This is a genomic window from Candidatus Pantoea deserta, assembly GCF_003813865.1.
Taxonomy (GTDB): domain Bacteria; phylum Pseudomonadota; class Gammaproteobacteria; order Enterobacterales; family Enterobacteriaceae; genus Pantoea; species Pantoea deserta.
In genome coordinates, this window is record NZ_RMVG01000005.1 from 93,472 (window position 1) to 117,480 (window position 24,009).

The 24,009-nt window shown below is 59.3% G+C and carries 25 protein-coding genes; 8 read left to right on the forward strand and 17 right to left on the reverse strand.

The features are described 5' to 3' along the window. Positions 1-11 precede the first annotated feature (11 nt). Entirely contained in the window at positions 12-1,763 is a 1,752-nt protein-coding gene (ggt, locus tag BBB56_RS09190; RefSeq protein ID WP_123800654.1) for a gamma-glutamyltransferase, read from the reverse strand. A gap of 187 nt (positions 1,764-1,950) precedes the next feature. On the opposite strand from ggt, the gene BBB56_RS09195 reads away from it, so the two are divergent. Continuing rightward, on the forward strand, positions 1,951-2,229 hold the full coding sequence (locus BBB56_RS09195; protein ID WP_123800655.1) for a DUF2756 domain-containing protein: 279 nt from the start codon (positions 1,951-1,953) through the stop codon (positions 2,227-2,229). Here the strand turns inward: BBB56_RS09195 and ugpQ are convergent. The 10 genes from ugpQ to BBB56_RS09245 form a co-directional block, all read right to left on the reverse strand. After that, positions 2,226-2,969 (reverse strand): glycerophosphodiester phosphodiesterase, encoded by a 744-nt coding sequence (gene ugpQ, locus BBB56_RS09200; protein WP_123800656.1) that lies wholly within the window; start codon positions 2,967-2,969, stop codon positions 2,226-2,228. The genes BBB56_RS09195 and ugpQ overlap by 4 nt on opposite strands. Then, the gene (locus BBB56_RS09205; RefSeq protein WP_123800657.1) at positions 2,966-4,039 is read right to left on the reverse strand and encodes a sn-glycerol-3-phosphate import ATP-binding protein UgpC; all 1,074 of its coding nucleotides are present in this window, start codon (positions 4,037-4,039) and stop codon (positions 2,966-2,968) included. The genes ugpQ and BBB56_RS09205 overlap by 4 nt, the downstream gene beginning before the upstream one ends. 2 nt (positions 4,040-4,041) lie before the next feature. Next, on the reverse strand, positions 4,042-4,887 hold the full coding sequence (ugpE, locus tag BBB56_RS09210; RefSeq protein WP_123800658.1) for a sn-glycerol-3-phosphate ABC transporter permease UgpE: 846 nt from the start codon (positions 4,885-4,887) through the stop codon (positions 4,042-4,044). After that, on the reverse strand, positions 4,884-5,771 hold the full coding sequence (ugpA, locus tag BBB56_RS09215; RefSeq protein ID WP_123800659.1) for a sn-glycerol-3-phosphate ABC transporter permease UgpA: 888 nt from the start codon (positions 5,769-5,771) through the stop codon (positions 4,884-4,886). Before ugpA ends, ugpE begins: the two co-directional genes overlap by 4 nt. A gap of 62 nt (positions 5,772-5,833) precedes the next feature. Next, positions 5,834-7,150 carry a sn-glycerol-3-phosphate ABC transporter substrate-binding protein UgpB gene (gene ugpB, locus BBB56_RS09220; protein ID WP_123800660.1) on the reverse strand — a complete coding sequence of 439 codons (1,317 nt, stop codon included), beginning with the start codon at positions 7,148-7,150 and terminating at the stop codon, positions 5,834-5,836. A gap of 470 nt (positions 7,151-7,620) precedes the next feature. Then, entirely contained in the window at positions 7,621-8,334 is a 714-nt protein-coding gene (livF, locus tag BBB56_RS09225; RefSeq protein ID WP_123800661.1) for a high-affinity branched-chain amino acid ABC transporter ATP-binding protein LivF, read from the reverse strand. Between the two features lies 1 nt (position 8,335). After that, a complete protein-coding gene (gene livG / locus BBB56_RS09230; RefSeq protein ID WP_123800662.1) occupies positions 8,336-9,103 on the reverse strand; it encodes a high-affinity branched-chain amino acid ABC transporter ATP-binding protein LivG in 768 nt (255 codons plus the stop codon). After that, complete coding sequence (locus BBB56_RS09235; RefSeq protein ID WP_123800663.1) at positions 9,100-10,368, reverse strand: high-affinity branched-chain amino acid ABC transporter permease LivM; 1,269 nt, start codon at positions 10,366-10,368, stop codon at positions 9,100-9,102. Before BBB56_RS09235 ends, livG begins: the two co-directional genes overlap by 4 nt. After that, positions 10,365-11,291 (reverse strand): high-affinity branched-chain amino acid ABC transporter permease LivH, encoded by a 927-nt coding sequence (gene livH, locus BBB56_RS09240; protein ID WP_123800664.1) that lies wholly within the window; start codon positions 11,289-11,291, stop codon positions 10,365-10,367. The genes BBB56_RS09235 and livH overlap by 4 nt, the downstream gene beginning before the upstream one ends. A gap of 71 nt (positions 11,292-11,362) precedes the next feature. Then, entirely contained in the window at positions 11,363-12,490 is a 1,128-nt protein-coding gene (locus tag BBB56_RS09245) for a branched-chain amino acid ABC transporter substrate-binding protein (protein ID WP_123800665.1), read from the reverse strand. A 401-nt stretch (positions 12,491-12,891) separates the two neighbouring features. On the opposite strand from BBB56_RS09245, the gene panM reads away from it, so the two are divergent. Continuing rightward, positions 12,892-13,278, forward strand: a complete 387-nt coding sequence (gene panM / locus BBB56_RS09250) for an aspartate 1-decarboxylase autocleavage activator PanM (RefSeq protein ID WP_123800666.1) — start codon at positions 12,892-12,894, stop codon at positions 13,276-13,278. Between the two features lie 39 nt (positions 13,279-13,317). Here the strand turns inward: panM and rpoH are convergent, their stop codons facing one another. The 4 genes from rpoH to ftsY all read right to left on the reverse strand — a co-directional run bounded on the left by rpoH (position 13,318) and on the right by ftsY (position 17,525). Then, on the reverse strand, positions 13,318-14,175 hold the full coding sequence (gene rpoH, locus BBB56_RS09255) for an RNA polymerase sigma factor RpoH (protein WP_033792649.1): 858 nt from the start codon (positions 14,173-14,175) through the stop codon (positions 13,318-13,320). 242 nt (positions 14,176-14,417) lie between these two features. Next, positions 14,418-15,401 (reverse strand): permease-like cell division protein FtsX, encoded by a 984-nt coding sequence (gene ftsX, locus BBB56_RS09260; protein WP_123800779.1) that lies wholly within the window; start codon positions 15,399-15,401, stop codon positions 14,418-14,420. After that, positions 15,391-16,059 carry a cell division ATP-binding protein FtsE gene (ftsE, locus tag BBB56_RS09265; RefSeq protein ID WP_123800667.1) on the reverse strand — a complete coding sequence of 223 codons (669 nt, stop codon included), beginning with the start codon at positions 16,057-16,059 and terminating at the stop codon, positions 15,391-15,393. The genes ftsX and ftsE overlap by 11 nt, the downstream gene beginning before the upstream one ends. A gap of 5 nt (positions 16,060-16,064) precedes the next feature. Next, positions 16,065-17,525 (reverse strand): signal recognition particle-docking protein FtsY, encoded by a 1,461-nt coding sequence (gene ftsY / locus BBB56_RS09270; protein WP_123800668.1) that lies wholly within the window; start codon positions 17,523-17,525, stop codon positions 16,065-16,067. A gap of 235 nt (positions 17,526-17,760) precedes the next feature. Between ftsY and rsmD the strand changes: the two genes are divergently transcribed. Both rsmD and BBB56_RS09280 read left to right on the forward strand, forming a co-directional pair. Further along, complete coding sequence (rsmD, locus tag BBB56_RS09275) at positions 17,761-18,360, forward strand: 16S rRNA (guanine(966)-N(2))-methyltransferase (RefSeq protein ID WP_123800669.1); 600 nt, start codon at positions 17,761-17,763, stop codon at positions 18,358-18,360. After that, a complete protein-coding gene (locus BBB56_RS09280) occupies positions 18,350-18,622 on the forward strand; it encodes a DUF1145 family protein (protein WP_123800670.1) in 273 nt (90 codons plus the stop codon). Before rsmD ends, BBB56_RS09280 begins: the two co-directional genes overlap by 11 nt. Before the next feature lie 26 nt (positions 18,623-18,648). Here BBB56_RS09280 and BBB56_RS09285 read toward each other — a convergent pair whose 3' ends face one another. Beyond that, entirely contained in the window at positions 18,649-19,005 is a 357-nt protein-coding gene (locus tag BBB56_RS09285) for a DUF2500 domain-containing protein (RefSeq protein ID WP_123800671.1), read from the reverse strand. Between the two features lie 157 nt (positions 19,006-19,162). On the opposite strand from BBB56_RS09285, the gene BBB56_RS09290 reads away from it, so the two are divergent. Both BBB56_RS09290 and BBB56_RS09295 read left to right on the forward strand, forming a co-directional pair. Continuing rightward, entirely contained in the window at positions 19,163-19,792 is a 630-nt protein-coding gene (locus BBB56_RS09290) for a lysoplasmalogenase (protein ID WP_123800672.1), read from the forward strand. A gap of 86 nt (positions 19,793-19,878) precedes the next feature. Continuing rightward, positions 19,879-22,155 carry a zinc/cadmium/mercury/lead-transporting ATPase gene (locus BBB56_RS09295; RefSeq protein ID WP_123800673.1) on the forward strand — a complete coding sequence of 759 codons (2,277 nt, stop codon included), beginning with the start codon at positions 19,879-19,881 and terminating at the stop codon, positions 22,153-22,155. A gap of 8 nt (positions 22,156-22,163) precedes the next feature. On the opposite strand, the gene tusA is transcribed toward BBB56_RS09295, so the two are convergent. Beyond that, positions 22,164-22,412 carry a sulfurtransferase TusA gene (gene tusA, locus BBB56_RS09300; RefSeq protein WP_123800674.1) on the reverse strand — a complete coding sequence of 83 codons (249 nt, stop codon included), beginning with the start codon at positions 22,410-22,412 and terminating at the stop codon, positions 22,164-22,166. Between the two features lie 200 nt (positions 22,413-22,612). Between tusA and BBB56_RS09305 the strand changes: the two genes are divergently transcribed. Together BBB56_RS09305 and BBB56_RS09310 are read left to right on the forward strand one after the other, a co-directional pair. Beyond that, positions 22,613-23,278, forward strand: a complete 666-nt coding sequence (locus tag BBB56_RS09305) for a 7-cyano-7-deazaguanine/7-aminomethyl-7-deazaguanine transporter (RefSeq protein ID WP_123800675.1) — start codon at positions 22,613-22,615, stop codon at positions 23,276-23,278. A 117-nt stretch (positions 23,279-23,395) separates the two neighbouring features. Beyond that, positions 23,396-23,950 carry a DcrB family lipoprotein gene (locus BBB56_RS09310; protein WP_123800676.1) on the forward strand — a complete coding sequence of 185 codons (555 nt, stop codon included), beginning with the start codon at positions 23,396-23,398 and terminating at the stop codon, positions 23,948-23,950. Positions 23,951-24,009 lie beyond the last annotated feature (59 nt).

The following is a 24,009-nucleotide window of genomic DNA, read 5'->3' on the forward strand; positions in this document are numbered from 1 at the left end:
GTTGTCGAAGGTTAATACCCCGCGCTTAAATCACCTGGGGTGCGCGGGTCTGACGCGCCATACAGGGTTCCGTCCGGCCCGATCATAATGCTCTGCGTACTGCCCATCGCAGGCAGCACCTTCACATGCTGACCTTTATTCTCCAGCAGGCGCAGCGTATCCGGGCTAAAGCCCTTCTCTACGCGCAGCTGATCCGGCAGCCACTGATGATGGAAACGCGGCGCATTAGTGGCTTCCGCCACGTTCATCCCGAAATCGATACTGTTCACAACCATTTGCAGCACGGTCGTGATAATTCGGCTGCCGCCGGGACTGCCCGTCACCAGCCAGGTTTTGCCGTCTTTCGCCACGATGGTGGGCGACATAGAAGAGAGCGGACGCTTGGCGGGCTGCACGGCGTTCGCCTCGCCGCCGACCAGACCATATACGTTCGGCGTGCCCGGCTTAGCGGAAAAGTCGTCCATTTCATTATTCAGCAGAATACCGCTGTTACCCGCCACGATGCCGCTGCCGAAATTGGTATTCAGCGTATAGGTAACCGCGACGGCTGTGCCCTGCTTGTCCACCACCGAAAAGTGCGTGGTCTGGTTGCTCTCATAGGGTTCCAGCTTGCCCGGCTTTATCTCGCTCGACGGGCGCGCTTTTGCCAGGTCAATCTGCCCGGCAAGCGATTTCGCGTAGGCTTTGCTGGTCAGCGCCTGCCACGGCACCTTCACGAAATCAGGGTCGCCGAGATATTCCGAGCGATCGGCGTAGGCGTACTTCTCCGCCTCGGCGATAACCTGCATCGCATCGGCGCTGCCAAAGCCCATCTTCGCCAGATCAAAGTTTTCCAGGATATTGAGGATCTGCACAATATGGATCCCGCCCGATGACGGCGGCGGCATGGAGAAGACCTCGTAGCCGCGATAGGTGCCGCTGACGGGTTTGCGTTCGACCGCGCGGTAGGCGGCCAGATCCGCTTTGCCGATCAAGCCGCCGTGCTGCGACATCTCACTCGCAATCTCATCGGCGATCTCGCCCTTATAAAACGCATCCGGACCCTGCTGCGCAATCAGTTGCAGGCTGTGGGCGAGATTCTTCTGGACCAGACGATCGCCCTTCTGCCACGGCGTGCCGTCAGGTTTAAAGAAAATGGCTTTGCTGTTGGGGTGGCTGAGCAACACTTCCTTGCCGTAGGTTTTCAGATCGTCCGCCAGCGAGTCATTGACCACATAGCCTTCGCGCGCCAGCTTAATGGCCGGCGCCAGCAGCGTGCTGAGCGGCAGCGTGCCGTACTTCTGCGCCGCCAGCGCAAAGCCCGCGACGCTGCCCGGCGTGCCGGAAGCCAGATGCGACGTCAGCGACAGCTTGCTGTCGGCGTTGCCCTGCTTATCGAGAAACATATCGCGCGAGGCGCGGGCCGGCGCCATTTCACGAAAATCAATCGCGGTCGCGCGGCCAGACGCGGTACGCAGCAGCATAAAGCCGCCGCCGCCGAGGTTGCCCGCCTGGGGATGGGTGACCGCCAGCGCAAAGCCGACGGCAACCGCGGCATCCACGGCGTTGCCGCCCTGGCGCAGAATGTCCACGCCCACCTGCGTCGCCAGCGCATCCACCGACGCGACCATGCCGTGCTGCGCCCTCACCGGGTGGAAAGTATCGTCTTCCACTCCGTAGGAAACCGGCGGCGTACTGGCCGGCGCGGCGTCGGCGACGCCTGCTATCGTCAGACTCATCATCACTGCCCAGCCAAGCTGGCGCATATTTCCTCGCATCACCATCTGTCCACCCTTTTCAGTTGTTTAGATTTGTTATTACGCAGGCAAGTGGTTATGAATACAGCAAAAAAATAACCATTAAGTCAAATTCGGTGCGTTCCTGGGGGAGAACTTTGTGAGATTGCTAAACTTAAAGATGCGGACACGGCTTGTCAGATGCCGTTCAGGCCGCGTTGACGGAGGAAGTCTTATGAAAAAATGGTTAATCGTCTTTGCCGCGCTGCTTCCGCTGAGCGGCATGGCTAATATGCTGAACAATACGAATCAACCCAATCAGCCGGGCTACAACCCAAGCCAGCAGCGTATGCAGACGCAGATGCAAATCCAGCAGCAGCAACAGCAGAGCAAATTGCAGCAGGATCAGCAGCAGCAGAATCAGGAGTTACAGCGCAAATTACAGGAGCGACGCGACAGCGCCCAGCAGCGCGTAATTAACGCGCAGCCGGGACAGCAGCAGAATAGTAATTAATGGAAATCGGGGCCGATGATGTCGATGCGATCGGTGCAGATGGCATCGACGCCCCATTTCAGCAGCGTCCTGGCGCGATCTGCGTCGTTCACCGTATAGACCAGAATATGCAGACCGGCGGCCTTTAGCGCCGACACGCGCCCGGCATCAAGCAGTTTATGGTTGAGGTGGACAGAGACGCACTCCAGCGCGGCGGTCTTTGCCTGCCACGCCTCATCCCACTCATCAAGCAGTAACCCACGCGGTAGATCCGCTTCCGCCTGCATAGCGGCTTCCAGCGCCTCATAAGAGAACGAAGAGAGCAGCGGCGCGGTCATCCCCTGCCACAGCGTTTTCGCCGCCTGGGCGATAGCCCGACCGGTTTCCCTTTCGCTGCCGGTGGTGGGCTTGATCTCGATATTTGCCATCATGCCGTGCTGGCGACAGCGCGCCGCCACGTCAGAGAGCAGCGCCAGCGGTTCGCCGTCAAAGGCTTTACCGAACCAGCTCCCCGCGTCCAGCTGCGCCAGCTTCTCCCAGGGCAGTTCGCCCGCGACGCCCCAGCCGTTGCTGGTGCGATCGAGCGTATCGTCATGCAGCAGGAAGATGCGCTTATCCTGCGACAGTTTGGCGTCGAATTCGATCATGGTATGGCCGAATTTCGCGCCGGTGTCGATCGCCGCAAGGGTATTTTCCGGTGCCAGTTTGCCGCCGCCGCGATGGGCGACGATATGAGGATAGGGCCAGTTGTGCTTGTTCATTCCAGACGCTTCCCGCTAGTTGGATCGAAGTAGTGTAACGCATCCGACGGCAGATGCAGCCACAGCGTGCTGCCGGCCTGTGGACGCTCGCTGTGCGGCAGCCGCACCACCAGCGGCGTCTCGCCGATACGGCCATGCGCCAGGTTATCTGCGCCCAGCAGCTCCAGCGTCTCGACGCGCAGCGGAATGCCGTCGCGCTCGCGCGGGCTGACCTGTACGTGCTCCGGACGAATGCCGAGGGTCACGGCGCGGTTCGCCCACTTCGCCTTGCTGTCGCCGAGCGGCAGCGAATGGGAGTTGTCGATATGAAAACGCGTGCCGTCGCCGCCGATCTGGCCGTGAAGCAGGTTCATTGCCGGCGCGCCAATAAACGAGGCGACAAACTGGCTGGCTGGACGCTCGTAAATCTCTACTGGCGTGCCGATCTGCTCGACAAAGCCCTTGTTCAGCACCATCACGCGCTGCGCCAGCGTCATCGCTTCGACCTGATCGTGAGTGACATAGAGGCTGGTGGTTTGCAGGCGACGGTGCAGCTGTTGCAGCTCAAGCCGCATCTGCACCCGCAGGCGCGCGTCCAGGTTAGAGAGCGGCTCGTCAAACAGAAAGACCGACGGCTCGCGCACAATGGCGCGCCCCATCGCCACGCGCTGGCGCTGACCGCCGGAAAGCTCGCGCGGACGGCGGCTCAGCAGCTGATCCAGCTCCAGACTGCGCGCCGCCTCCAGCACGCGCAGGCGGATATGCTCTTTGCTCATGCCGCGGATCTTCAGCCCGTAGGCCATGTTCTCTTCCACCGTCATATGGGGGTAGAGCGCGTAGTTCTGAAAAACCATGGCGATGCCGCGATCTTTGGGTTCCAGCTGCGTCACGCGCTTGTCAGCGATGTAAATATCGCCGGACGTCACGCGCTCCAGCCCGGCCACCATGCGCAGCAGCGTCGATTTGCCGCAGCCGGACGGACCGACCATAACCATAAATTCGCCGTCGTTGACGGTGACGTTGAGCGGCTGAATAATCTGGTTCTTGCCATCATAGGATTTAGTTACTGCCTGAAGAGTTACGCCTGCCATGCTTATTTCTCACTCTCAACCAGGCCACGCACGAACGCGCGCTGCATGACCAGCACCACCACGACCGGTGGGATCAGGGTTAATAACATTGCCGCCATCACTTCGTTCCACTGCGTCGGCGATCCGCTGGTGGAGATCATGCTTTTGATCCCCGCGACGGCGGTGCTGAGCGACGCGTCGTTGACGATCAGCAGCGGCCAGAGATACTGGTTCCAGCCGTAGATAAAGGTAATAACGAACAGCGCCGCCAGATTGGTTTTCGACAGCGGCAGTACGATGTCCCAGAAAAAGCGCAGCGCGCTGGCGCCGTCAATGCGCGCCGCCTCGATCAGCTCGTCCGGCAGCGACATAAAGAACTGACGAAACAGGAAGGTGGCGGTGGCCGAGGCCATCAGCGGCAGCGTCAGGCCGCTGTAGCTGTCGAGCATATTGAGATCGGCAATCACCTGCACCGTCGGGAAAATACGCACTTCGACCGGCAGCATGAGGGTGATAAAGATCAGCCAGAAAAACAGCGACCGCAGCGGAAAGCGGAACCAGACCAGCGCGAAAGCAGAGAGCATCGACACGGTAATTTTGCCGACGGTTATGCCGAACGCCATGATCAGGCTATTCAGCAGCATCAGGCTAAACGCCGGCCCGCTGCCGTTAACGCCCTGCGTCCAGATGCGCGCGATGTTGTCCCACAGATGGGAGCCGGGGATCAGCGTCATCGGCACCTGATAGACCGCTTCGTTATCCAGGGTGGCGGCGACAAAGGCGACGTAAAGCGGAAACAGAATGGTGAGCACGCCCAGCGCCAGCAGCGTGTGGCTGAAAATATCCAGCCCGCGACGGTTTTCAATCATTGGTAGCGCACCTTACGCTCAACGAAGCGGAACTGAATAACGGTCAGGCCAATCACCAGCAGCATCAGCACCACCGACTGCGCCGCTGACGCAGAGAGATCCAGCCCGGTAAAGCCTTCGCGATAAATTTTATAAATCAGCGTCGTGGTCGCCTGGACCGGCCCGCCGCCGGTTGCGGCGTCAATCACCGGGAAGGTATCGAAGAAGGCGTACATCAGGTTCACCACCAGCAGAAAAAAGCTCACCGGCGTAATCAACGGCAGCGACAGATTAAAGAAGCGGCGTACCGGACCTGCGCCGTCGATTGCCGCTGCTTCCACCAGCGATTTCGGAATCGACTGGAGGGCGGCGAAAAAGAACAGAAAGTTGTAGCTCATCTGCTGCCAGATCGACGCCACTACAATCAGGAACATCGCCTGGCCGCTGTTTTGCGCATAGTTCCAGCCGTAGCCATGCTGATTAAGAAAGTGGCTAATCAGGCCGAGTCCGGGATTAAACAGGAACATCCACAGCACTGCGGCGACAACGGGCGCAACCGCGTAGGGCAGCAGCAGCAGCGTCTGATAGAGCTTGCGCAGGCGAATGACATAGTCCACCAGCGCCGCCAGCAGCAGCGACAGCGCCATGCCGCACACCGTGACCAGCGTGCTGAAGACGATGGTGGTCCAGAAGGCGTCGAGGTAGTAGCTGTCCTGAAACAGTCGGCGGAAGTTTTCAAGCCCGACAAAGGTGCTGGAGATGCCGAACGGATCCAGGCTCTGTAGCGAATACCACAGGGCTTCGCCCGCAGGCCAGAGGAAAAAGATGGCGGTAATCAGCAGCTGCGGCAGCACCAGTAAATAGGGCAACGGGCTGGTGCGAAATACCGGACGAGATAGAGACATAGCATACTCTGTGTGAGAAAAAGAACGGGACCGGCATGCACCGGCCCTTTTAGCCTCACAGGTTATTTCACCTGCTGTTCAAAGCGGCGCAGCAGCGCGTTGCCGCGCTTCACCGCGCTGTCCAGCGCGGCCTGCGGCGACTGCTTGCCGGTCCAGACGCCTTCCAGCTCTTCGTCGACGATGGTGCGGATCTGCGGCATATTGCCCAGACGCATGCCTTTGGTGAACGGCAGCGGATCTTTGTTCAGCATCTGACGCGTGGCGATGTCCGCGCCGGGGTTCTTGTCATAGAAACCCTGCTGTCTGGTCAGCTCGTAAGCGGCGGTCGTAATCGGCAGATAGCCGGTTTTCTGATGCCACTCGGCGGCGATCTCCGGCTGCGCCAGGAACCGCATAAATTCCGCGACGCCTTTGTAGGTACTGGCGTCTTTGCCTTTCATCACCCACAGGCTGGCGCCGCCGATAATGGCGTTCTGCGGCGCGTTGGGTACGGTCTCGTCATACGGCATCATGCCGACGCCGAAATTAAATCGGGCGTAGTGTTTGATGTCGGCCAGCGAACCGGACGACGCGGTGGTCATGCCACAGTCGCCGTTATAGAACTTGGCGGTGGATTCATCTTTGCGGCCAAAATAGGTGAAGTCGCCTTTCTTGTTCATCTCTTCCAGCATCTGGATATGGCGCACCTGTACCGGCTTGTTAAACTCCAGTACCGCATCGGTGCCGTCAAAGCCGTTGTTTTTGCTGGCGACCGGTAAAGCGTGCCAGGCGCTGAAGTTTTCGATCTGGATCCAGCCCTGCCAGCCGCTGGCATAGCCGCAGGTCATGCCCGCTTTGCGCAGGGCGTCGGCATCTTTCGCCAGTTCCTGCCAGGTTTTCGGCGGCTGGTCTGGATTCAGGCCCGCTTTTTTAAAAGCGTCTTTGTTGTAGTAGAGCACCGGCGTAGAGCTGTTGAACGGCTGAGAGATCAGATGGCCGCTTGCGTCGCTGTAGTAGCCTGCCACGGTCGGCACAAACTGTTTTTCATCAAACTGAACGCCCGCGTCCTGGAACACTTGATGCACGGGCACGATCGCCTTTGAGGCCATCATGGTCGCCGTACCGACTTCATAAACCTGCAATATGGCCGGCGCTTTGCCGGTGCGTACCGCGGCGATGCCTGCCGCGAGGCTCTGTTCGTAGTTACCTTTGTAGGTCGGCACAATGTTGTAATCGGGATGGGACTGGTTAAAACGCTGCGCCAGCGAGTCGACTTCTTTGCCTAACTCGCCCTCCATTGAGTGCCAGAAAGAGATGTCAGTGGCGGCCAGCGCGTTGCCGCTGATAACCAGACCGAGAACCGCACTCATCAGGCTTTTTTGATAAGTCAAAACGGACATAGAGTTTTCCTGTGCAGGTAGGTACGCGCGATATCACGCATTTTTTGTTCGCGAAGTAACATGACACGGGAAAATGACGGATTAATAACAGCGAGATGACAGCCGGATGACGGCCCGATGAAAGGATTTTACCTAATCTTTTTTGAATACACGGCAGCCACGGGCCGTCGGCGGCGCAGCCAGATTGCGGGCGGCCAGCGCGCAGTCACCGGAGCGTACACGGAGTACGTGAGGATGACTCGCTGTGCTCGCCCCTTCAGGGTCGCCCTGACGGGCGTACAGGTTGCTAAAGCAACCTGTACGAGCACTGCCCAACCGCAAGCTGGCAAGCAAGCCAGGCCCCACCACAGCCACGGGCCGTCGGTGTCGCAGCCAGTTCGACGACGGCCAGCGCACAGCCACCGGAGCGTACACATAGTACGTGAGGATGGCGAGCACTGCCCGGCGTCGAAATGGCAAGTAAACCAGGCCTAAGCACCCAAATAGGCGCTGCGGACGGCTTCGTTGGAGAGCAGAGCTTCGCCAGTATCTTCGAGCACCACATGCCCGTTTTCCAGCACGTAGCCGCGATCCGCCAGCTTCAGCGCCTGGTTCGCGTTCTGCTCTACCAGGAAAATGGTCATCCCTTCCCTGCGCAGCTGCTCGATGGTGTCGAAAATCTGCTGGATAATAATCGGCGCCAGCCCCAGCGACGGCTCATCCAGTAGCAGCAGGCGCGGCTGGCTCATCAGCGCGCGGCCAATGGCCAGCATCTGCTGTTCGCCGCCGGACATGGTGCCCGCCCGCTGCACTTTACGCTCCGCCAGACGCGGAAAGAGTTCATAGACGCGCGCGATGCGCGTCTGATACTCCTGACGGCTGGCAAAAAAACCGCCCATCGCCAGGTTCTCTTCAACCGTCATGCGCGAAAACACGCGGCGGCCTTCCGGTACGATGGCGATCGCCTCGCGCATAATGCGCGCGGTTTGCCAGTCGGTGATCGTCTTGCCGTCAAAGGTAATGGTGCCCTGAGTGGCGCGCGGCTCGCCACACAGCGTGCCGAGCAGCGTGGTTTTCCCCGCGCCGTTCGCGCCGATCAGGGTGACGATTTCGCCCTGGCTGATATGCAGGCTGACATTATGCAACGCCTGGATCTTGCCGTAGTGCGCGCTGACGTTGTTAACAGATAACATTGGGTTTGCCATGTTACGCCTCTCCTAAATAGGCTCGGATCACATCCGGATTGTTACGTACCTCTTCCGGCGTGCCATTAGCCAGCGGCGTACCCTGGTTTACTACGTAGATACGGTCAGAAATGCCCATCACCAGCTTCATATCGTGTTCGATCAGCAGTACGGAAACCTTGTGCTCGCCGCGCAGTTCGGCAATCAGTTCATCCAGCTCGTGCGTCTCTTTCGGGTTAAGTCCTGCCGCCGGTTCGTCCAGCATCAGGATCTCCGGGCGCGTTACCATACAGCGCGCAATCTCCAGACGACGCTGCTGGCCGTAGGCCAGATTGCCCGCCTGACGGTTGGCCAGGTCGAGCAGTCCGATGCGCTCCAGCCAGGTGGCCGCGCGATCCAGCGCTTCGCTCTCGCCGCGACGAAACGCCGGGGTTTTAAACAGGCCGGAAAACACGCCGCTTTTCAGGTGCTGATGCTGCGCCACCAGCAGGTTCTCAATCACCGTCATTTCACGGAACAGACGCACATGCTGGAAAGTACGCACCACGCCCATACGCGCAATTTTCTGTCCAGGCAATCCTTCCAGATGCTGATCGCGCAGCCTGATGGTGCCGCCTGTAGGTTTGTAAAAGCCGGTCAGACAGTTAAAGACCGTAGTCTTCCCTGCGCCGTTCGGCCCAATCAGAGAGACGATCTCCTGCGGGCGCAGCTCCAGCGCCACGTTATTGACCGCCAGCAGGCCGCCGAAGCGCATCATCAGGCCGTCAACGGCTAATAAAGGCTGACTCATGCCTGCTCTCCTTGTTTCTGCTTCAGTTTCAGATGAGGACGTTTCATCGGCAGCAGCCCCTGAGGACGCCAGATCATCATCAGCACCATCAGACCGCCCAGCACCAGCATGCTGTATTCATTCAGGTCACGCATCAGCTCACGCGACACTACCAGCAGGATGGCGGCGAGGATCACGGCGAACTGTGAACCCATACCGCCCAGCACCACAATCGCCAGCACGAAGGCCGATTCCACAAAGGTAAAGGATTCCGGGCTGACGAAGCCCTGGCGCGCCGCGAACAGCGTTCCGGCGAAGCCGGCAAAGGCCGCGCTGATGGTAAAGGCGGTCAGCTTGATGCGCGTCGGGCTAAGACCGAGCGAACGGCAGGCGATCTCATCCTCGCGCAGCGCTTCCCAGGCGCGGCCAAGCGGCATACGCAGCAGGCGGTTGATGACAAACAGCGTCAGCGCCACCAGCAGCAGCGCCACCAGGTAGAGGAAAATCACGCGGTCGCTGGGATCGTATTTCAGGCCAAAAAATTCATGGAAGGTGCTCCAGCCGCCTTCAGACACTTTGCGCCCAAACTCCAGGCCGAACAGCGAGGGTTTTGGGATCTGCGCAATGCCGTTAGGCCCGCCGGTAATGGCGGTGTTGTTCAGCAGCAGGATACGCACAATCTCGCCGAAGCCGAGCGTCACAATCGCCAGATAGTCTCCGCGCAGGCGCAGCACCGGGAAGCCGAGCAGCAGGCCAAACAGCGCCGCCACCATGCCCGCCAGCGGCAGGCACTCCCAGAAGCCAAGGCCAAAATAGTGGTTCAGCAGCGCAAAGGTGTAGGCGCCGATGGCGTAGAAGCCGCCGTAGCCCAGCACCAGCAGGCCGGAAAGTCCCACCACAACGTTCAGCCCCAGACCAAGCATCACGTAGATCAGCGTCAGCGTGGCGATGTCCACCGCGCCACGCGACACGAAAAATGGCCAGGCCACCGCCGCGACGATTAACGCCAGCATAAACAGCTTCTGCTTTGGCGTAGATCCGTCGATGCCGGGCAGCACCAGCGCCGGGCCGGACATCTTTTTCAGGCCGCGCTGCCAGAACGGGCGCAGCAGCTGAAACAGAAACACCACGGCGCAGCCGACAAAAATCCAGTTCCAGCGCACGTCTCCGGCGCTCTGCACCACCAGCTGCGTGCCATCAAGCCCCAGCCGCATGCCCATAAAGAAGCTGGCCAGCACCAGCAGCATCACGGAGGAGAGCAGCGCATTGATAAAGGAGGATTTCATACTTTTTCTACCTCCGGGCGACCCAGAATGCCGGTCGGCATGACCAGCAGCACGACAATCAGCAGCGCGAACGAGACCACGTCTTTATATTCGGTGCTCAGATAGGCCGAGGTCAGCGCTTCAGCGATACCAAGCACCAGGCCGCCGATCATCGCGCCGGGAATACTGCCGATGCCGCCCAGTACCGCGGCGGTAAAGGCTTTCATCCCGGCCATAAAACCGATAAAGGGGTTAATCGAGCCGTAGAACTGGCCAAGCAGCACGCCCGCTACCGCCGCCATCGCTGCGCCGATAACAAAGGTCAGCGAAATCACGCGGTCGGTGTTGATGCCGAGCAGGCTCGCCATCTTCAGATCTTCGGCGCAGGCGCGACAGGCGCGGCCCATGCGCGAATAGCGGATAAACAGCGTCAGCGCCAGCATCGCCAGGAAGGTCACCAGCCAGATCACAATCTGCATCGTGGACACGGTGGCGGCAAAGCCGTTGCTCTGTCCCAGCGTCCACTGGCCGGTGATCAGGCTCGGCAGCGCGAGGTCGCGCGATCCCTGGGTCAGGCTGACGTAGTTTTGCAGGAAGATCGACATGCCGATAGCGGAGATCAGCGCGATCAGGCGCTTTGAGGATCGCACGGGCTTATAGGCCACGCGCTCAATACTCCAGCCATAGGCGCTGGAGATCAGAATCGCCATCACAAAGCTCGCGGCGATCATCAGCCAGCCGGTGTCGATGCCCATCATCATCAGGGCGGCGATTACGATAAAGGAGACATAGCTGCCGATCATATAAACCTCGCCGTGGGCGAAGTTGATCATGCCGATAATGCCGTAAACCATGGTGTAACCGATGGCGATCAGCGCGTAGGTGCTGCCGAGGGTAACCCCGTTAAGCATCTGCTGAATGAAATAAAGAACTTGCTCGGACATAGTGAGGACCTGCATAAGAACGGGAAAATCCCCTGCCGCTGCGGCAAGGGATTTGTCTGCCGATAGGACGATTACTTAACCGCGGTAGAAGAACCGTCTTTGTGCCATTTGAACACGCCGAACTCGAAGCCTTTCAGATCGCCTTTCTGGTCCCAGCTCAGGTTACCCATCACTGTCGGCACTGGCTCGCCAGCCTTCAGATTTTTTGCAATCTCTTCCGGCTCGTCGCTCTTGCTGCGCTCGATACCCGCCACCAGCGACTGAATAGCCGCATAGGTGGTCCAGACAAATGGACCGGTCGGATCTTTACGGTTCTGCGCGCTGTTGGTTTTGATCGCGTCGACGATCGCCTTGTTCTCCGGCAGCTGGTCGTAGCGCTTCGGCAGCGTCACATAGATGCCTTCCGACGCGTCGCCCGCGATGTTGGAGAGCGAAGCGTTACCCACGCCTTCCGGTCCCATAAAGCCGGCTTTCAGACCCGCAGCCTTCGCCTGGCGCAGGATCTGGCCCATCTCCGGGTAGTAGCCGCCGTAGTAGACAAAATCCACGTTTTCTTTCTTCAGGCGCGCGATCAGCGTCGAGAAGTCTTTATCGCCGGCGGTGATGCCTTCAAACAGCACTACGTTGCCGCCTTTCGCCTTCAGGGTTTTTTGCACCGATTCCGCCAGACCCTGACCGTACTGCTGTTTGTCGTGCACGACGGCAATACGTTTGGGTTTGATCTCGTCGAGAATATAGTTAGCCGCGGTCGGTCCCTGATCGGAGTCCAGCCCGGTGGTGCGCATAATGGTCTCGTAACCGCGAGCGGTCAGCTCTGGCGCGGTGGCGGCCGGAGTAATCATCAGCACGCCTTCGTCGTTGTAGATGTCAGACGCAGGCTGAGTAGAAGAGGAGCAAAGATGGCCGATAACGTATTTGATCCCGTCGTTGACGACCTTGTTCGCCACCGCAACGGCCTGTTTCGGATCGCAGGCGTCGTCATATTCCACGCCCACCAGTTTGTCGCCGTTCACGCCGCCTTTGGCGTTAATGTCCTTGATTGCCTGCGCGGCGCCGGTGAACTGCATATCGCCATACTGCGCCACCGGACCGGTTACGGCGCCGACAATAGCGACTTTGATATCGGCAGCCAGGGCGGCCTGGCTCATCGCCAGCGCAACGCAACCCGCCAGTAATGCGCGGCCTTTACTCATTTTCATGCGGACTTCCCCATCTTGTTGTGTCTGTGATTTGTGGTTTGCTTTGCGTACCAGATAAAGCCGAAAAATGATGTGTTATGAACGATTTAGCGCGCTTTTCTGGTTTTCTTTGCTAATAAGGCTTTATTTTTCAGGTTATTAAACAGGAAGTTTCTTCTGTAAATCAACTGACACATTGGGAAATAGCCCCTGCCTACAGCATAATCATCTGGTTGTTTCGCAGGATTTACCGCCACTTCCCCAGCGCGTTATGCTGGCTTTTGCGTCACTTTTTATGCTTTACCTCCATTATCCTGGCATCCAGACCATCTTTTGACCTGTTTTAACAGCAAAAAAGTGATGGCGCTCTGGCTGTATAAATTCGCTACACTATGCCCTTTCGACTAGTACAGGTGTTTGTTATGAAACTCACGATTCTGCGCCTGACAACGCTGAGCCAGCAGGACCAGATCGATCTGGCTAAAATCTGGCCGAATGAGGATATTGCGGCGCTGGAAAAGAGCCTGAATGAGAACAGCCGGATTTATGCCGCGCGCTTCAATGAGCGGTTGCTGGGGGCGCTGAAGCTGGCGATCGCCGGAACGCAGGGCAAGATTTCTCAGCTGGAGGTGCGCGAGGTGACGCGCCGCCGTGGAGTAGGCCAGTATCTGCTGGAAGAGACGATGGCGCAGAACGGGTCGATTTCTGACTGGTGGGTGGCCGATGACGGCAGCGCGGATCAGAGCGAGCGCGCCGCGTTTATGCAGGCCTGCGGCTTTCGCGCGCAGGCGGATGGCTGGGTAAAATAGCGGGCAAAAAAAAGGGCGACTGCGCGTCGCCCGTTTTCGCTATGCTTCTATCGCCATGCGCAGTTTTTTCATGGCGTTCTTTTCCAGCTGCCGCACACGTTCGGCCGACACGCCGTAGCGATCCGCCAGCTCCTGCAACGTGGTTTTATTGTCTTCGTCCAGCCAGCGGGCGCGAATAATGTGCTGGCTGCGCTCATCAAGACCCAGCATCGCATCGCTCAGCTTATCCGCCGCGTGCGACTCCCAGTTATCTTCTTCGATGCCATCGGCGAAGTCTGAGGTCTTGTCCTGAAGATAGAGCACCGGCGCCATCGCTTTGCCTTCGCCGCTCTCATCGTCGGCGGACATATCGAAGGTCATATCCTGCGCGGCCATACGCGATTCCATTTCGCGCACGTCTTTGCTGCTCACGCCCAGTTCACGCGCGACCATTTCGACTTCATCCTGGTTGAACCAGCCCAGACGCTGCTTGGTTTTGCGCAGGTTAAAGAACAGCTTACGCTGTGCCTTGGTCGTCGCGACCTTCACGATACGCCAGTTACGCAGCACGTATTCGTGAATCTCGGCTTTAATCCAGTGCACGGCAAAAGAGACCAGACGCACGCCCACTTCAGGATTAAAGCGACGCACCGCCTTCATCAGGCCGATGTTCCCTTCCTGAATCAGGTCCGCCTGCGGCAGGCCGTAACCGGAATAATTACGAGCGATATGAACTACAAAGCGCAGGTGAGACAGGATCAGCGTCTTAGCCGCATCCAGATCGCCCTGGTAATGCAGCCGTTCAGCCAGCGCTTTTTCCTCTTCTGCCGACAGCATCGGCCAGACATTGGCAGCCCGAACGTAAGATTCCAGGTTACCAAGAGGAGCAATAGCTAAAGTTTGCATTTCTTTGGTCATTCAAACCCTCACAATGGTTATTAAGTTGCTGCGTCTTCCCTTTGAGCAGACGTTACCTTAAGTCAACGCCGGGGAAAATCCGAAAGCAATCTGTGCTACTGAGAGTAGCAAAGTTATCCACAAGTTCAACTTTAACAGTGAATATTTTACACACAGATGACAACCAGGGAAGAGAGGAGGTTCCTCTGCGCCCGGATCGTCGGCAGCAGAGGAACATTATACCAAAAAAACGTTGCAGGCGGTTACTGGGGCGTAAATCGACGTAAATGTTGCACGGTCGCCAGCCAGGCGGCGATCCAGCCGATGATCGCCGCAATCAGCAGCAGCAGCAGCCCTTCGTCCCAGGCGAAACCTTCCAGCACGAAGGTGGTGCCAAATACCTGCGCCACCTGCGCCACCACGGATTGCAGCCGCAGCACCAGGACTTCGGAGAGGATCAGCGACAGAACCGCGCCGCTAAAACCCAGCAGCGCCCCGCCGTACAGGAACGGGCGCAGAATAAAGCCGTCGGTAGCGCCGATCAGCTTCTGGACGTTGATGGTATCGCGGCGGGCAAAGATGCTGAGCCGCACGCTGTTGCCAATCACCAGGAATACCGCGACGATCATCAGGATGCCGATCATAGAGGCGACCTGGCCGACCAGACCGGTCAGCGCCGCAAGACGGGCAAACCAGCTGTCATCCATCCGCACTTCATCAACGCCCTGCACTTTCGCCACCGTGTCGCGCAGGTTCTGCATGGTGTCGCTGTTCTGGAAGTTCAGCTTTGGCGTGATGATGGCGACCGCCGGCAGCGGGTTTTGCTCCAGCATATCCATCGCGCCGCCGAAACCTGACCAGTTGCGGAACTCATTCAGCGCCTCTTCCCGCGTCAGGTAGTTGACGTTATCCACGCCATCGACCTGCTTCAGCTGCGCCACCACGTTTTCCGCCGCGCTGTCGTCCAGCGTTTTTGACAGATAGACCGTCAGCTGCGGCGCGGGATACCACTGCGTCGCGGCCTGACTGACGTTTTTCCATACCATATAGCAGACGCTGGGCAGCGTCAGAGAGATGGCGATGACCATTACGGTCAGCAGCGTCGCCAGAGGCTGACGGTACATATCCGACAGCGTGCCGCGCCAGGCGTAGCGCCACTGTTCCTGCCAGCCGCCCTTCAGCGCTTTGCTTTTGGACGGCGCTTTCGCTTTTGGCGCTGCGGGGCGCTTGTTGCGTTTATTGACCATCATGGCCTCCATGCAGACGTCCCTGATTGAGCGTCATCACGCGATAGCGGCGACGCGCGATCAGCCCGCTGTCGTGCGTCGCCATCAGCACGGTCACGCCAACGCGGTTGAACTCTTCAAACAGGCGCAGAATATCTTCTGACAGCGCGTCATCAAGGTTGCCGGTGGGTTCATCGGCCAGCAGTACGGCGGGCTTGTTTACCACCGCGCGCGCAATGCCGACGCGCTGCTGTTCACCGCCGGAGAGCTGAATCGGAAAACTTTTCGCCTTGTCGAGCAGGCCGACTTTATCCAGCGCCGCCGACACGCGACGGCGTATATCTTCGCCGCTGGCGCCGGAGATAATCAGCGGGATCGCCACGTTGTCATAGACGGAGCGATCCATCAGCAGGTGGTGATCCTGAAAAATCATCCCGATCTGGCGACGCAGAAAGGGCACCTCGCTGTGGCGCAGTCGCGATATGTCATGTCCGCTAAACCAAATCTGGCCCGCGCTTGGACGCTCAATGCCACAAATCAGCTTCAGCAGGGTACTCTTACCGGCCCCGGAGTGACCGGTAAGAAACGCCATTTCGCCGGGGCGCAGATGAAAATCCACCCCCTGTAGCGCCTGACGCCCACCGAGATATGCCTTACTGACCTCTTCAAAGCGAATCATCCCAATTAGTCCTCTCGGGCAAACAGTGCCTCAATAAAATCCTCAGCCTTGAAGGGCCGTAAATCCTCAATGCCTTCACCCACGCCGATATAGCGGATCGGAATACCGAACTGATCGGCCACCGAGAAGATCACGCCGCCTTTCGCCGTGCCGTCCAGCTTGGTCAGGGTAATCCCGGTCAGGCCTACCGCTTCATGGAACAGCTTCGCCTGGCTGATGGCGTTCTGGCCGGTGCTGGCGTCGATGGTGAGCATGACCTCATGCGGCGCCTCTTCATCCAGCTTTTTCATCACGCGGGTGATTTTCTTCAGCTCTTCCATCAGGTGCGATTTGTTCTGCAAGCGCCCTGCCGTATCGGCAATCAGAACGTCGATGCCGCGCGCTTTCGCCGCCTGAATGGCGTCGAAGATCACCGAAGCAGAATCTGCGCCGGTATGCTGCGCCACCACGGGAATACTGTTGCGCTCGCCCCACACCTGCAACTGTTCGACCGCCGCCGCGCGGAAGGTATCGCCCGCCGCCAGCATCACCGATTTGCCCTGCGCCTGATACTGGCGCGCCAGCTTGCCGATGGTAGTGGTTTTACCCACGCCGTTCACGCCGACCATCAGAATGACAAAAGGCGTTTTGCCGCTGATGTCGAGCGGCGCATCGACTTTTGCCAGAATGCCGGACATCTCTGCTTTCAGCAGGCCATAGAGCGCTTCCGCGTCACGCAGCTGCTTGCGGTTCGCCTGCTGGGTAAGATTAGTAATAATGCGGCGCGTGGTTTCCACGCCGACGTCGGCGATTAACAGCTGCTCTTCCAGCTCTTCGAACAGCTCATCATCAATTTTTTTACCGCGGAACAGGCTGATAAAGCCGGAGCCGAGATTCTGTCGGGTTTTTACCAGACTGCGCTTCAGGCGAGCAAAGAAGCCCTCTTTGGTGGGGCGCTCCTGTTCCTGAACGACAACGGGCGCGGCGGCGAGCGGCAGATCGCTGACGGTGCTCTGCGCCTCTTCTTCCGCGTCTTCTGCGATGATCTCTTCCGCCGCTTCATCCTGCGGCGCTTCCGCCAGCGCCAGCGCGGCCAGCTCTTCTTCATCCAGCGGCTGCTCGTCTTCCGGCAGGAAATCTTCTTCTACCGGCGCCGGCATCAGCTCCGGCTCTTGCTCCGGCACGATTTCGTCCAGCGGGGCGATAACCTCAGCGTCCTGCGCCGCCTGCGCGGTTTCTTCAACGTTCTGCGCGATCTCTTCGCCGTTTGACTCCGCAGCCGTCGGCTCTTCAGTGCGCGCTGACTCTTCACGCTGCGCCTCAGCGACCTGCTCGGTGACCTCAACGGTGTGCGCCGCGTCAGTTTCCGCCTGCGTTAACGCCGCGTCCTGCGACGCGGGTTCTGCTGTTTCAGCAGGCTGTTGCTTTTCTTCTTCTTTGCCAAATCCCAGCCAGGAAAAAAAGCCACGTTTCTTCTCTTTTGCCATTGTGTGACCACACTCCTCGATGGCTAAATCCCGGTCGCTCGCTGTTCCCAGGGGATAAAAATTAGCTCTGGTTTTTACCGCCAAAAGGGCGAAAAACGGCAGAATTATGTATGACTTCAGCAACTCACTAGTCTAACACTTTCCAGCCAGCGCACCACAGCACCCTTTTTTACCGTTTCTTCTCACCGATTCGCCCGTTAAACTACGCAACAAATTATGACGAGTTGTGAGCAAGATGAGTAAAACTCCCCGTGGCACAGGCGGTGCCGGACAAATCCGCATTATCGGCGGCCGGTGGCGTGGACGAAAACTGCCGGTGCCAGACAGCGCCGGGCTGCGCCCGACCACCGATCGCGTGCGTGAAACCCTGTTTAACTGGCTGGCGCCGGTCTTGCAGCAGGCGCGCTGTCTCGACTGCTTTGCCGGCAGCGGCGCGCTTGGACTGGAAGCGCTGTCGCGCCATGCCGCCTCGGTGACGCTGCTGGAGCTGGAACGTCCCGTCGCGCAGCAGCTGGAGAAGAACCTGGCTACTCTGAACGCCAGCGACGCGCAGGTTATCAATGCCAATACCCTTAACTGGCTGGCCGGTTCCGGTCAGCCTTACGATGTGGTCTTTGTCGATCCGCCGTTTCGCAAAGGTTTGCTGGAGCAGACGCTACAGCTGCTGGAGCAGAACGGCTGGCTGGCGGAAGAGGCGATGATTTATGTTGAGAGCGAAGTCGAACAGGGCACGCCGCCCGTCCCGGCTGGCTGGACGCTGCATCGCGAAAAAATCGCCGGACAAGTGGCGTATCGTTTATATCACCGACAACAGGAGACATCTGATGTTGCTTAATTTAGGTCGCCTGTTGATGCTGTGCGTCTGGGCTTTTTTACTGTTTAACCTGATCGATCCTTATCCAAAGCCGCTGCGCTACTTTATTCACGTCGCGCTGTTCTTTATGGTGCTGATGCACGGCCTTCAGCTGACGCTGCTGCGCGCCACGCAGCCGAAAGAGGCGCCGCCGATCGATCGCTGGACGCAGACAAAAATTTTCCTGTTTGGCGTATTTGAACTGCTGGCGTGGCAGAAAGCCCATTTCCCCAGGAAGAAGTAACGAAAGCGGGCGAAACGGCCCGCCTCTTACGGCACCGGCGTAAAGCTGACAAAGCGCGAGCCTTGCATCTTTAGCTCACCCTTTGCGCCGGTATCCAGCTGGTTGTAATCCCTCTCTTCTACTATCGCCTTTATGTCGCTGGCCCCGTTCAGCGGATGAAACCAGGCTTCATAGCGCATCTCTTCCCCCGCAATCACTTCCCGCTGACGCGTCCGACGGTTCGGCGCGGGGTATTCGCGCTTGGTTTTCACTTTCACCGTAAGCGTGCGCACCGGCGAGGCGTCGTTGACCGCGACTTCCCGCCGCTGTTTGATGAACTGGCGGGTCGCCAGCACGGCGATAACGGCCAGTACGATAAAAAAGAGTAGCGGTGGTTTGCTCATGGTTTTTCTCGTCTCGTTAAGCCCTGAAAAGCAATGCGGGTGAAGCATACAACCAGAGTTGCCTCATTGTCACATTGTGAGGCCGTAACCTAAACTGGGATCGACTTATTGGGAATTTTCACCATCTGATGGACAGGTTGTCCTTAAGGGAGCAGCAATGCTTTGGTCATTTCTTGCCGTACTTTTCTCCGGTTGGCTCTATGTAGACGCCTCCTATCGCGGTCCTCAGTGGCAGCGCTGGCTGTTTAAACCGATCACCCTGTTACTGCTGGTCGGCTGGGCCTGGCAGGCCCCCGTACTGAAACCTACCGATTATCTGATTATCGCCGGGCTGGTCGCGACGCTGGTGGGCGATGCGCTGCTGCTGCTGCCGCGCCAGCAGATGCTCTACGCGCTGGGCGCGTTTTTCCTTTCGCATCTGCTCTACACCCTCTGTTTTGCCGCCAACATGACGATGACCTTCTACTGGCCGATCCCGCTGACGCTGCTGATCGTGGGCGCCGTCACCATCGCGGTGATCTGGAGCCGGCTGGAAGCGCTGCGCTGGCCGGTTTGCACGCTAATCGGCATGACGCTGGTGATGACGTGGATGGCCGCCGAACAGTATTTCTTCCGTCCCAGCGATGACAGCTTCACACTGATCGTGGGGGCGAGTTTGCTGCTGCTGGCCAATATTATCTGGTTCGTCAGCCACTATCGCCGCCGTTTCAGCGCCGACAGCGCCATCGTTGCCGCCTGCTATTTTGCCGGGCACTTTATGATTGTTCGCTCGCTGTGGCTCTACTGAGGTAAAAACCGTCTTGACTCTGGAGTCGGCTCCAGAGTGTAAGATGCCATAACGGGCGGCCCTGCCCGTCCGTTACTGGAGGTTACATGCATCAACATCACGCTTGCGGCTGCGGCCGACCACGCGCCGCCCATTCAGCGAACAAACCCTTATGCGCGGTTCGCAGCGCGCCTTCGACGCCCCTGACTATCAGCGCCGCTGCCCCTGTTCAGGCCGACAGCGCGGGCTGCTGCTGCGAGGCTAACAGCAGCCCCGGCGGTGACGCCGACGAAGAGGGCGAGCGACGCGGCGCCTGGCATTTTAGCTGGCGCGTCAAGGGTATGGACTGCCCCAGCTGCGCCCGCACCGTGGAAACAGCGGTCAGTCAGCTGCCGCAAATCGTCAACACGCGCGTTGTCTTCGCCAGCGAAAAACTGCTGGTAGACGCCAGCGCCGATGTTACCGCCGCGGTCGAGCAGGCGGTGGCGCGCGCCGGTTTTACCCTCGTCAGCGAAACAGCGCCGCCGCCAGCAGTCCCTTCCCGCTGGCGCGAAAACCGCGCGATTCTCCTGCTGGCCGCTATGCTGCTTGCCAGTTTTACGCTGAGCCAGTTTGCGCCGCGCTGGGGTGACAGGCTGTTTATCGTCACCACCCTGCTCGGCTTATGGCCGGTGGCGCGCAGCGCCTGGCAGCACGCCCGCAGCGGCTCCCCCTTTACTATCGAAACCCTGATGACCGTCGCCGCCGCCGGGGCGCTGCTGATTGGCGCGCATGCCGAAGCGGCGATGGTCCTGCTGCTGTTCTTAGTGGGAGAGCGCCTGGAGAGCTTTGCCGCCGCTCGTGCGCGTAGCGGCGTCACGCAGCTGATGGCGCTGCGGCCAGAGCGCGCGACCCGTCTGAGGGCCGGCGTGCGGGAAACCGTGGCGCTGGCGGCCCTGCAGCCTGGCGATGTCATCGAGGTGGCGGCAGGTGGACGTCTGCCCGTTGACGGGCGCTTGCTGAGCGAGCAGGCCAGCTTTGACGAGAGCGCGCTGACCGGTGAATCCCTTCCGGTGACGCGCGGCCGGGGCGAGGCGCTACTGGCTGGTGCGACCAGCGTCGATCGTCTGGTACAGCTTGAAGTCACGTCAAAACCGGGCGAAAGCGCCATTGACCGTATTCTGACGCTGATCGAAGAGGCCGACAGCCATCGCGCGCCGGTTGAGCGCTTTATCGATCGCTTCAGCCGTCTCTATACGCCGCTGATTATGCTGCTGGCCGCGCTGGTGATGATTGCCCCGCCGCTGCTGGGCTTCGGCGACTGGCTGACGTGGATCTATAAGGGACTGACGCTGCTGCTGATCGGCTGTCCTTGCGCGCTGGTGATCGCCACGCCGGCCGCCATTACCTCCGGCCTTGCCGCCGCCGCCCGTCAGGGCGCGCTGATCAAAGGCGGCGCCGCGCTGGAGCGTCTCAGCAGCGTGCGTGCCATCGCGTTCGATAAAACCGGCACCTTAACTCAGGGCAAACCCCAGGTGACGGCCGTGCTCCGCTTTGCCGACGAATCCGAAGAGGCGCTGCTGACGCTGGCCGCCGCCGTAGAACGCGGCTCGACGCATCCGCTGGCGGCCGCTATCGTCGCGGCGGCCGAGGCGCGACGGCTGACGCTGCCCAAGGCAAGCAACCAGATGACGCTGGCAGGCAGCGGTATTGCCGCGCAGATTGCCGGCGCGCAAACAGAACTCCTCTCCCCCGCTCGCGCGACGGCGCTGAGCGCCGCGCAGCGCGCGCAGATCGCCGAACAGGAAGAGCTGGGGCAGACGCTGGTGGTGGTTTTGCGCGACGGCGAAGCGCTGGGCGCGCTGGCGCTGCGCGATAACCTGCGCGACGACGCGCAACCCGCGCTGGCGGCGCTGAAGAAAATGGGCGTTGAGAGCCTGATGCTCACCGGCGACAATCCGCGCGCGGCGGCCGCCATTGCCCGTGAGCTCGACATCGACTTCCGCGCCAGCCTGCTGCCTGCTGACAAGGTTGAGGCGATTCGCGAACTGGGCCAGCAGGCGCCGCTGGCGATGGTCGGCGACGGCATCAACGACGCGCCTGCCATGAAAGCCGCCACTATCGGCATCGCGATGGGCAGCGGCAGCGACATCGCGCTGGAAACTGCCGACGCCGCGCTCACGCGCGACGCGCTGCCTCTGCTGCCGTCGCTGCTGATGCTGGCACGGCGCACACGCGCCACGCTGCGGCAGAACATTGCGATTGCGCTGGGGCTAAAGGCGCTGTTTCTGGTGACGACGCTGCTGGGTTTTACTGGCCTGTGGCTGGCCGTGGTGGCCGATTCCGGCGCGACGGTGCTGGTAACGGCTAACGCGCTGCGTCTGCTACGCGCGCGCCGCGGCTAAGCGATAAATCAGTCGCCGAGCCCCTTCTGGATCAGATAGTGATACGGCAGGGTCTCGGTCTGCTGCGCCAGCAGGCGGTGCTCCATAAAGCGGCAGAAGCCGGGAATATCGCGCGTAGTCGCCGGATCGTCGGCAATAATCAGCAGCGTTTCTCCGTCCTGCATGGTGCGGACCGTTTTGCGCACCATCATTACCGGTTCAGGGCAGCGCAGGCCCAGCGCATCCAGTTGACGATCGGCCTGGGAGAAGTTGTCCATAGGTTACTCAGTTTCAAACAGGGGCGCTCATTTTAGCGCGCCCCTATACAGACGCAAGACGAGAACGATTGCGTTAAAATTAACCATTGCGTAAATAGCACAACGCGGTAATATGCCGCGGTTTTTTACAACTGGTACCGTCGCGCGGGCTTTTTTGCGCGGCAATGGGTTCCCTCACCCCAATACGAAAAAGGTCCATTATGATCGCATTTTCTTCGCGTCAGCGTCAGCATGCGCTGATCTGGCTATCGCTGTTTCATCTGCTGGTGATTATCTCCAGTAACTATCTGGTGCAGCTGCCGGTTTCAGTATTTGGCTTCAACACCACCTGGGGCGCATTCAGTTTTCCGTTTATCTTCCTGGCAACCGACCTGACCGTGCGTATTTTTGGCGCGCCGCTGGCACGCCGTATTATCCTTGCCGTCATGGTGCCGGCGCTGTTTGTCTCTTATCTGGTGTCGAGCCTGTTTTATCAGGGCGAGTGGCAGGGCCTGGCCGCGCTGCAAAACGTTAACCTGTTTGTCGCGCGCATCGCCTGCGCCAGCTTTATGGCCTATGCGCTGGGGCAGATCCTCGACGTCCACGTCTTTAACCGTCTGCGCCAGCTGCCCCAGTGGTGGATCGCGCCGGGCTGCGCAATGTTTCTCGGCAATATCAGCGATACGCTCGCCTTCTTTTCCATCGCCTTTTATAAAAGCTCCGATCCCTTTATGGCTGCGCACTGGGTAGAGATCGCGCTGGTGGATTACAGCTTTAAAGTGCTGATCTGTCTTATCTTCTTCCTGCCTGCCTACGGCGTGCTGCTGAATGCCGCGCTGAAGCGCCTGGCAGCGCGTTCGCCCCGCGCGCAGATCAATTTCGGCTAACCGGCCATAGAGCCTTTCGCGCTGACCCGCTAAGATCTGCTGACAATCCGGCGGTTGCTTTTGCCGCCGGATTCACGTTGTATGAACGCCTTACTGGAATCAAATAAAGGGATTCAGATGCGAAACTTAGTGAAATATGCGGGTATTGGCCTACTGGTGCTGGGCCTCGCGGCCTGCGATCAGAAAAAAGATGACGCGACCGGCAGTAACGGCACCAGCGCCAGCCAGTCGGCGCAGAATGTGACGCTGATGGACGGTAAGCTGAGCTTCTCGCTGCCGGCGGGTATGTCGGACAAGAGCGGCAAGCTGGGCAATCAGACCACCAATATGCACGTCTATGCGGATGAAAGCGGCGCGCGCGCCATTATCGTTATCGCGGGCGACACCACGAACGAAGGGCTGGATGTGCTGGCGCAGCGCCTTGAACAGCAGCAGCGCAACCGCGATCCGCAGTTGCAGGTGGTGTCTGATAAAGCGATTACCCTGAAGGATCAGCCTGCGCAGCGTCTGGACAGCGTGGTGTCGGCTAACAACCAAACCTCCTGGTCCTCAGTGATCCTGGCGAAGGTCGATGGCAAGCTGCTGACGTTGCAGATCACGCTGCCGGGCGACAACCAGCAGCAGGCCCAGAGCGATGCGGATAGCATCGTTCAGAGCATTACCCTGAAATAAGCTATTGAAATGAAAACGACGGGATTATTCCCGTCGTTGAGTTAGCCCTATCGCGCAGA

What these genes read in the sequence shown, in the direction of transcription:
- BBB56_RS09305 (WP_123800675.1), top strand. Translation starts at nt 22,613, where the DNA reads ATGATCGCATTTTCTTCGCGTCAGCGTCAGCATGCGCTGATCTGGCTA.
- BBB56_RS09280 (WP_123800670.1), top strand. Translation starts at nt 18,350, where the DNA reads ATGTTGCTTAATTTAGGTCGCCTGTTGATGCTGTGCGTCTGGGCTTTT.
- rpoH (WP_033792649.1), bottom strand. Translation starts at nt 14,175, where the DNA reads ATGACCAAAGAAATGCAAACTTTAGCTATTGCTCCTCTTGGTAACCTG.
- BBB56_RS09245 (WP_123800665.1), bottom strand. Translation starts at nt 12,490, where the DNA reads ATGAAAATGAGTAAAGGCCGCGCATTACTGGCGGGTTGCGTTGCGCTG.
- ugpE (WP_123800658.1), bottom strand. Translation starts at nt 4,887, where the DNA reads ATGATTGAAAACCGTCGCGGGCTGGATATTTTCAGCCACACGCTGCTG.
- BBB56_RS09195 (WP_123800655.1), top strand. Translation starts at nt 1,951, where the DNA reads ATGAAAAAATGGTTAATCGTCTTTGCCGCGCTGCTTCCGCTGAGCGGC.
- BBB56_RS09205 (WP_123800657.1), bottom strand. Translation starts at nt 4,039, where the DNA reads ATGGCAGGCGTAACTCTTCAGGCAGTAACTAAATCCTATGATGGCAAG.
- ftsY (WP_123800668.1), bottom strand. Translation starts at nt 17,525, where the DNA reads ATGGCAAAAGAGAAGAAACGTGGCTTTTTTTCCTGGCTGGGATTTGGC.
- ugpB (WP_123800660.1), bottom strand. Translation starts at nt 7,150, where the DNA reads ATGTCCGTTTTGACTTATCAAAAAAGCCTGATGAGTGCGGTTCTCGGT.
- ftsE (WP_123800667.1), bottom strand. Translation starts at nt 16,059, where the DNA reads ATGATTCGCTTTGAAGAGGTCAGTAAGGCATATCTCGGTGGGCGTCAG.
- BBB56_RS09285 (WP_123800671.1), bottom strand. Translation starts at nt 19,005, where the DNA reads ATGAGCAAACCACCGCTACTCTTTTTTATCGTACTGGCCGTTATCGCC.
- livG (WP_123800662.1), bottom strand. Translation starts at nt 9,103, where the DNA reads ATGAGTCAGCCTTTATTAGCCGTTGACGGCCTGATGATGCGCTTCGGC.
- tusA (WP_123800674.1), bottom strand. Translation starts at nt 22,412, where the DNA reads ATGGACAACTTCTCCCAGGCCGATCGTCAACTGGATGCGCTGGGCCTG.
- BBB56_RS09290 (WP_123800672.1), top strand. Translation starts at nt 19,163, where the DNA reads ATGCTTTGGTCATTTCTTGCCGTACTTTTCTCCGGTTGGCTCTATGTA.
- livF (WP_123800661.1), bottom strand. Translation starts at nt 8,334, where the DNA reads ATGGCAAACCCAATGTTATCTGTTAACAACGTCAGCGCGCACTACGGC.
- BBB56_RS09295 (WP_123800673.1), top strand. Translation starts at nt 19,879, where the DNA reads ATGCATCAACATCACGCTTGCGGCTGCGGCCGACCACGCGCCGCCCAT.
- livH (WP_123800664.1), bottom strand. Translation starts at nt 11,291, where the DNA reads ATGTCCGAGCAAGTTCTTTATTTCATTCAGCAGATGCTTAACGGGGTT.
- ggt (WP_123800654.1), bottom strand. Translation starts at nt 1,763, where the DNA reads ATGGTGATGCGAGGAAATATGCGCCAGCTTGGCTGGGCAGTGATGATG.
- panM (WP_123800666.1), top strand. Translation starts at nt 12,892, where the DNA reads ATGAAACTCACGATTCTGCGCCTGACAACGCTGAGCCAGCAGGACCAG.
- ftsX (WP_123800779.1), bottom strand. Translation starts at nt 15,401, where the DNA reads ATGGTCAATAAACGCAACAAGCGCCCCGCAGCGCCAAAAGCGAAAGCG.
- ugpA (WP_123800659.1), bottom strand. Translation starts at nt 5,771, where the DNA reads ATGTCTCTATCTCGTCCGGTATTTCGCACCAGCCCGTTGCCCTATTTA.
- rsmD (WP_123800669.1), top strand. Translation starts at nt 17,761, where the DNA reads ATGAGTAAAACTCCCCGTGGCACAGGCGGTGCCGGACAAATCCGCATT.
- ugpQ (WP_123800656.1), bottom strand. Translation starts at nt 2,969, where the DNA reads ATGAACAAGCACAACTGGCCCTATCCTCATATCGTCGCCCATCGCGGC.
- BBB56_RS09235 (WP_123800663.1), bottom strand. Translation starts at nt 10,368, where the DNA reads ATGAAATCCTCCTTTATCAATGCGCTGCTCTCCTCCGTGATGCTGCTG.
- BBB56_RS09310 (WP_123800676.1), top strand. Translation starts at nt 23,396, where the DNA reads ATGCGAAACTTAGTGAAATATGCGGGTATTGGCCTACTGGTGCTGGGC.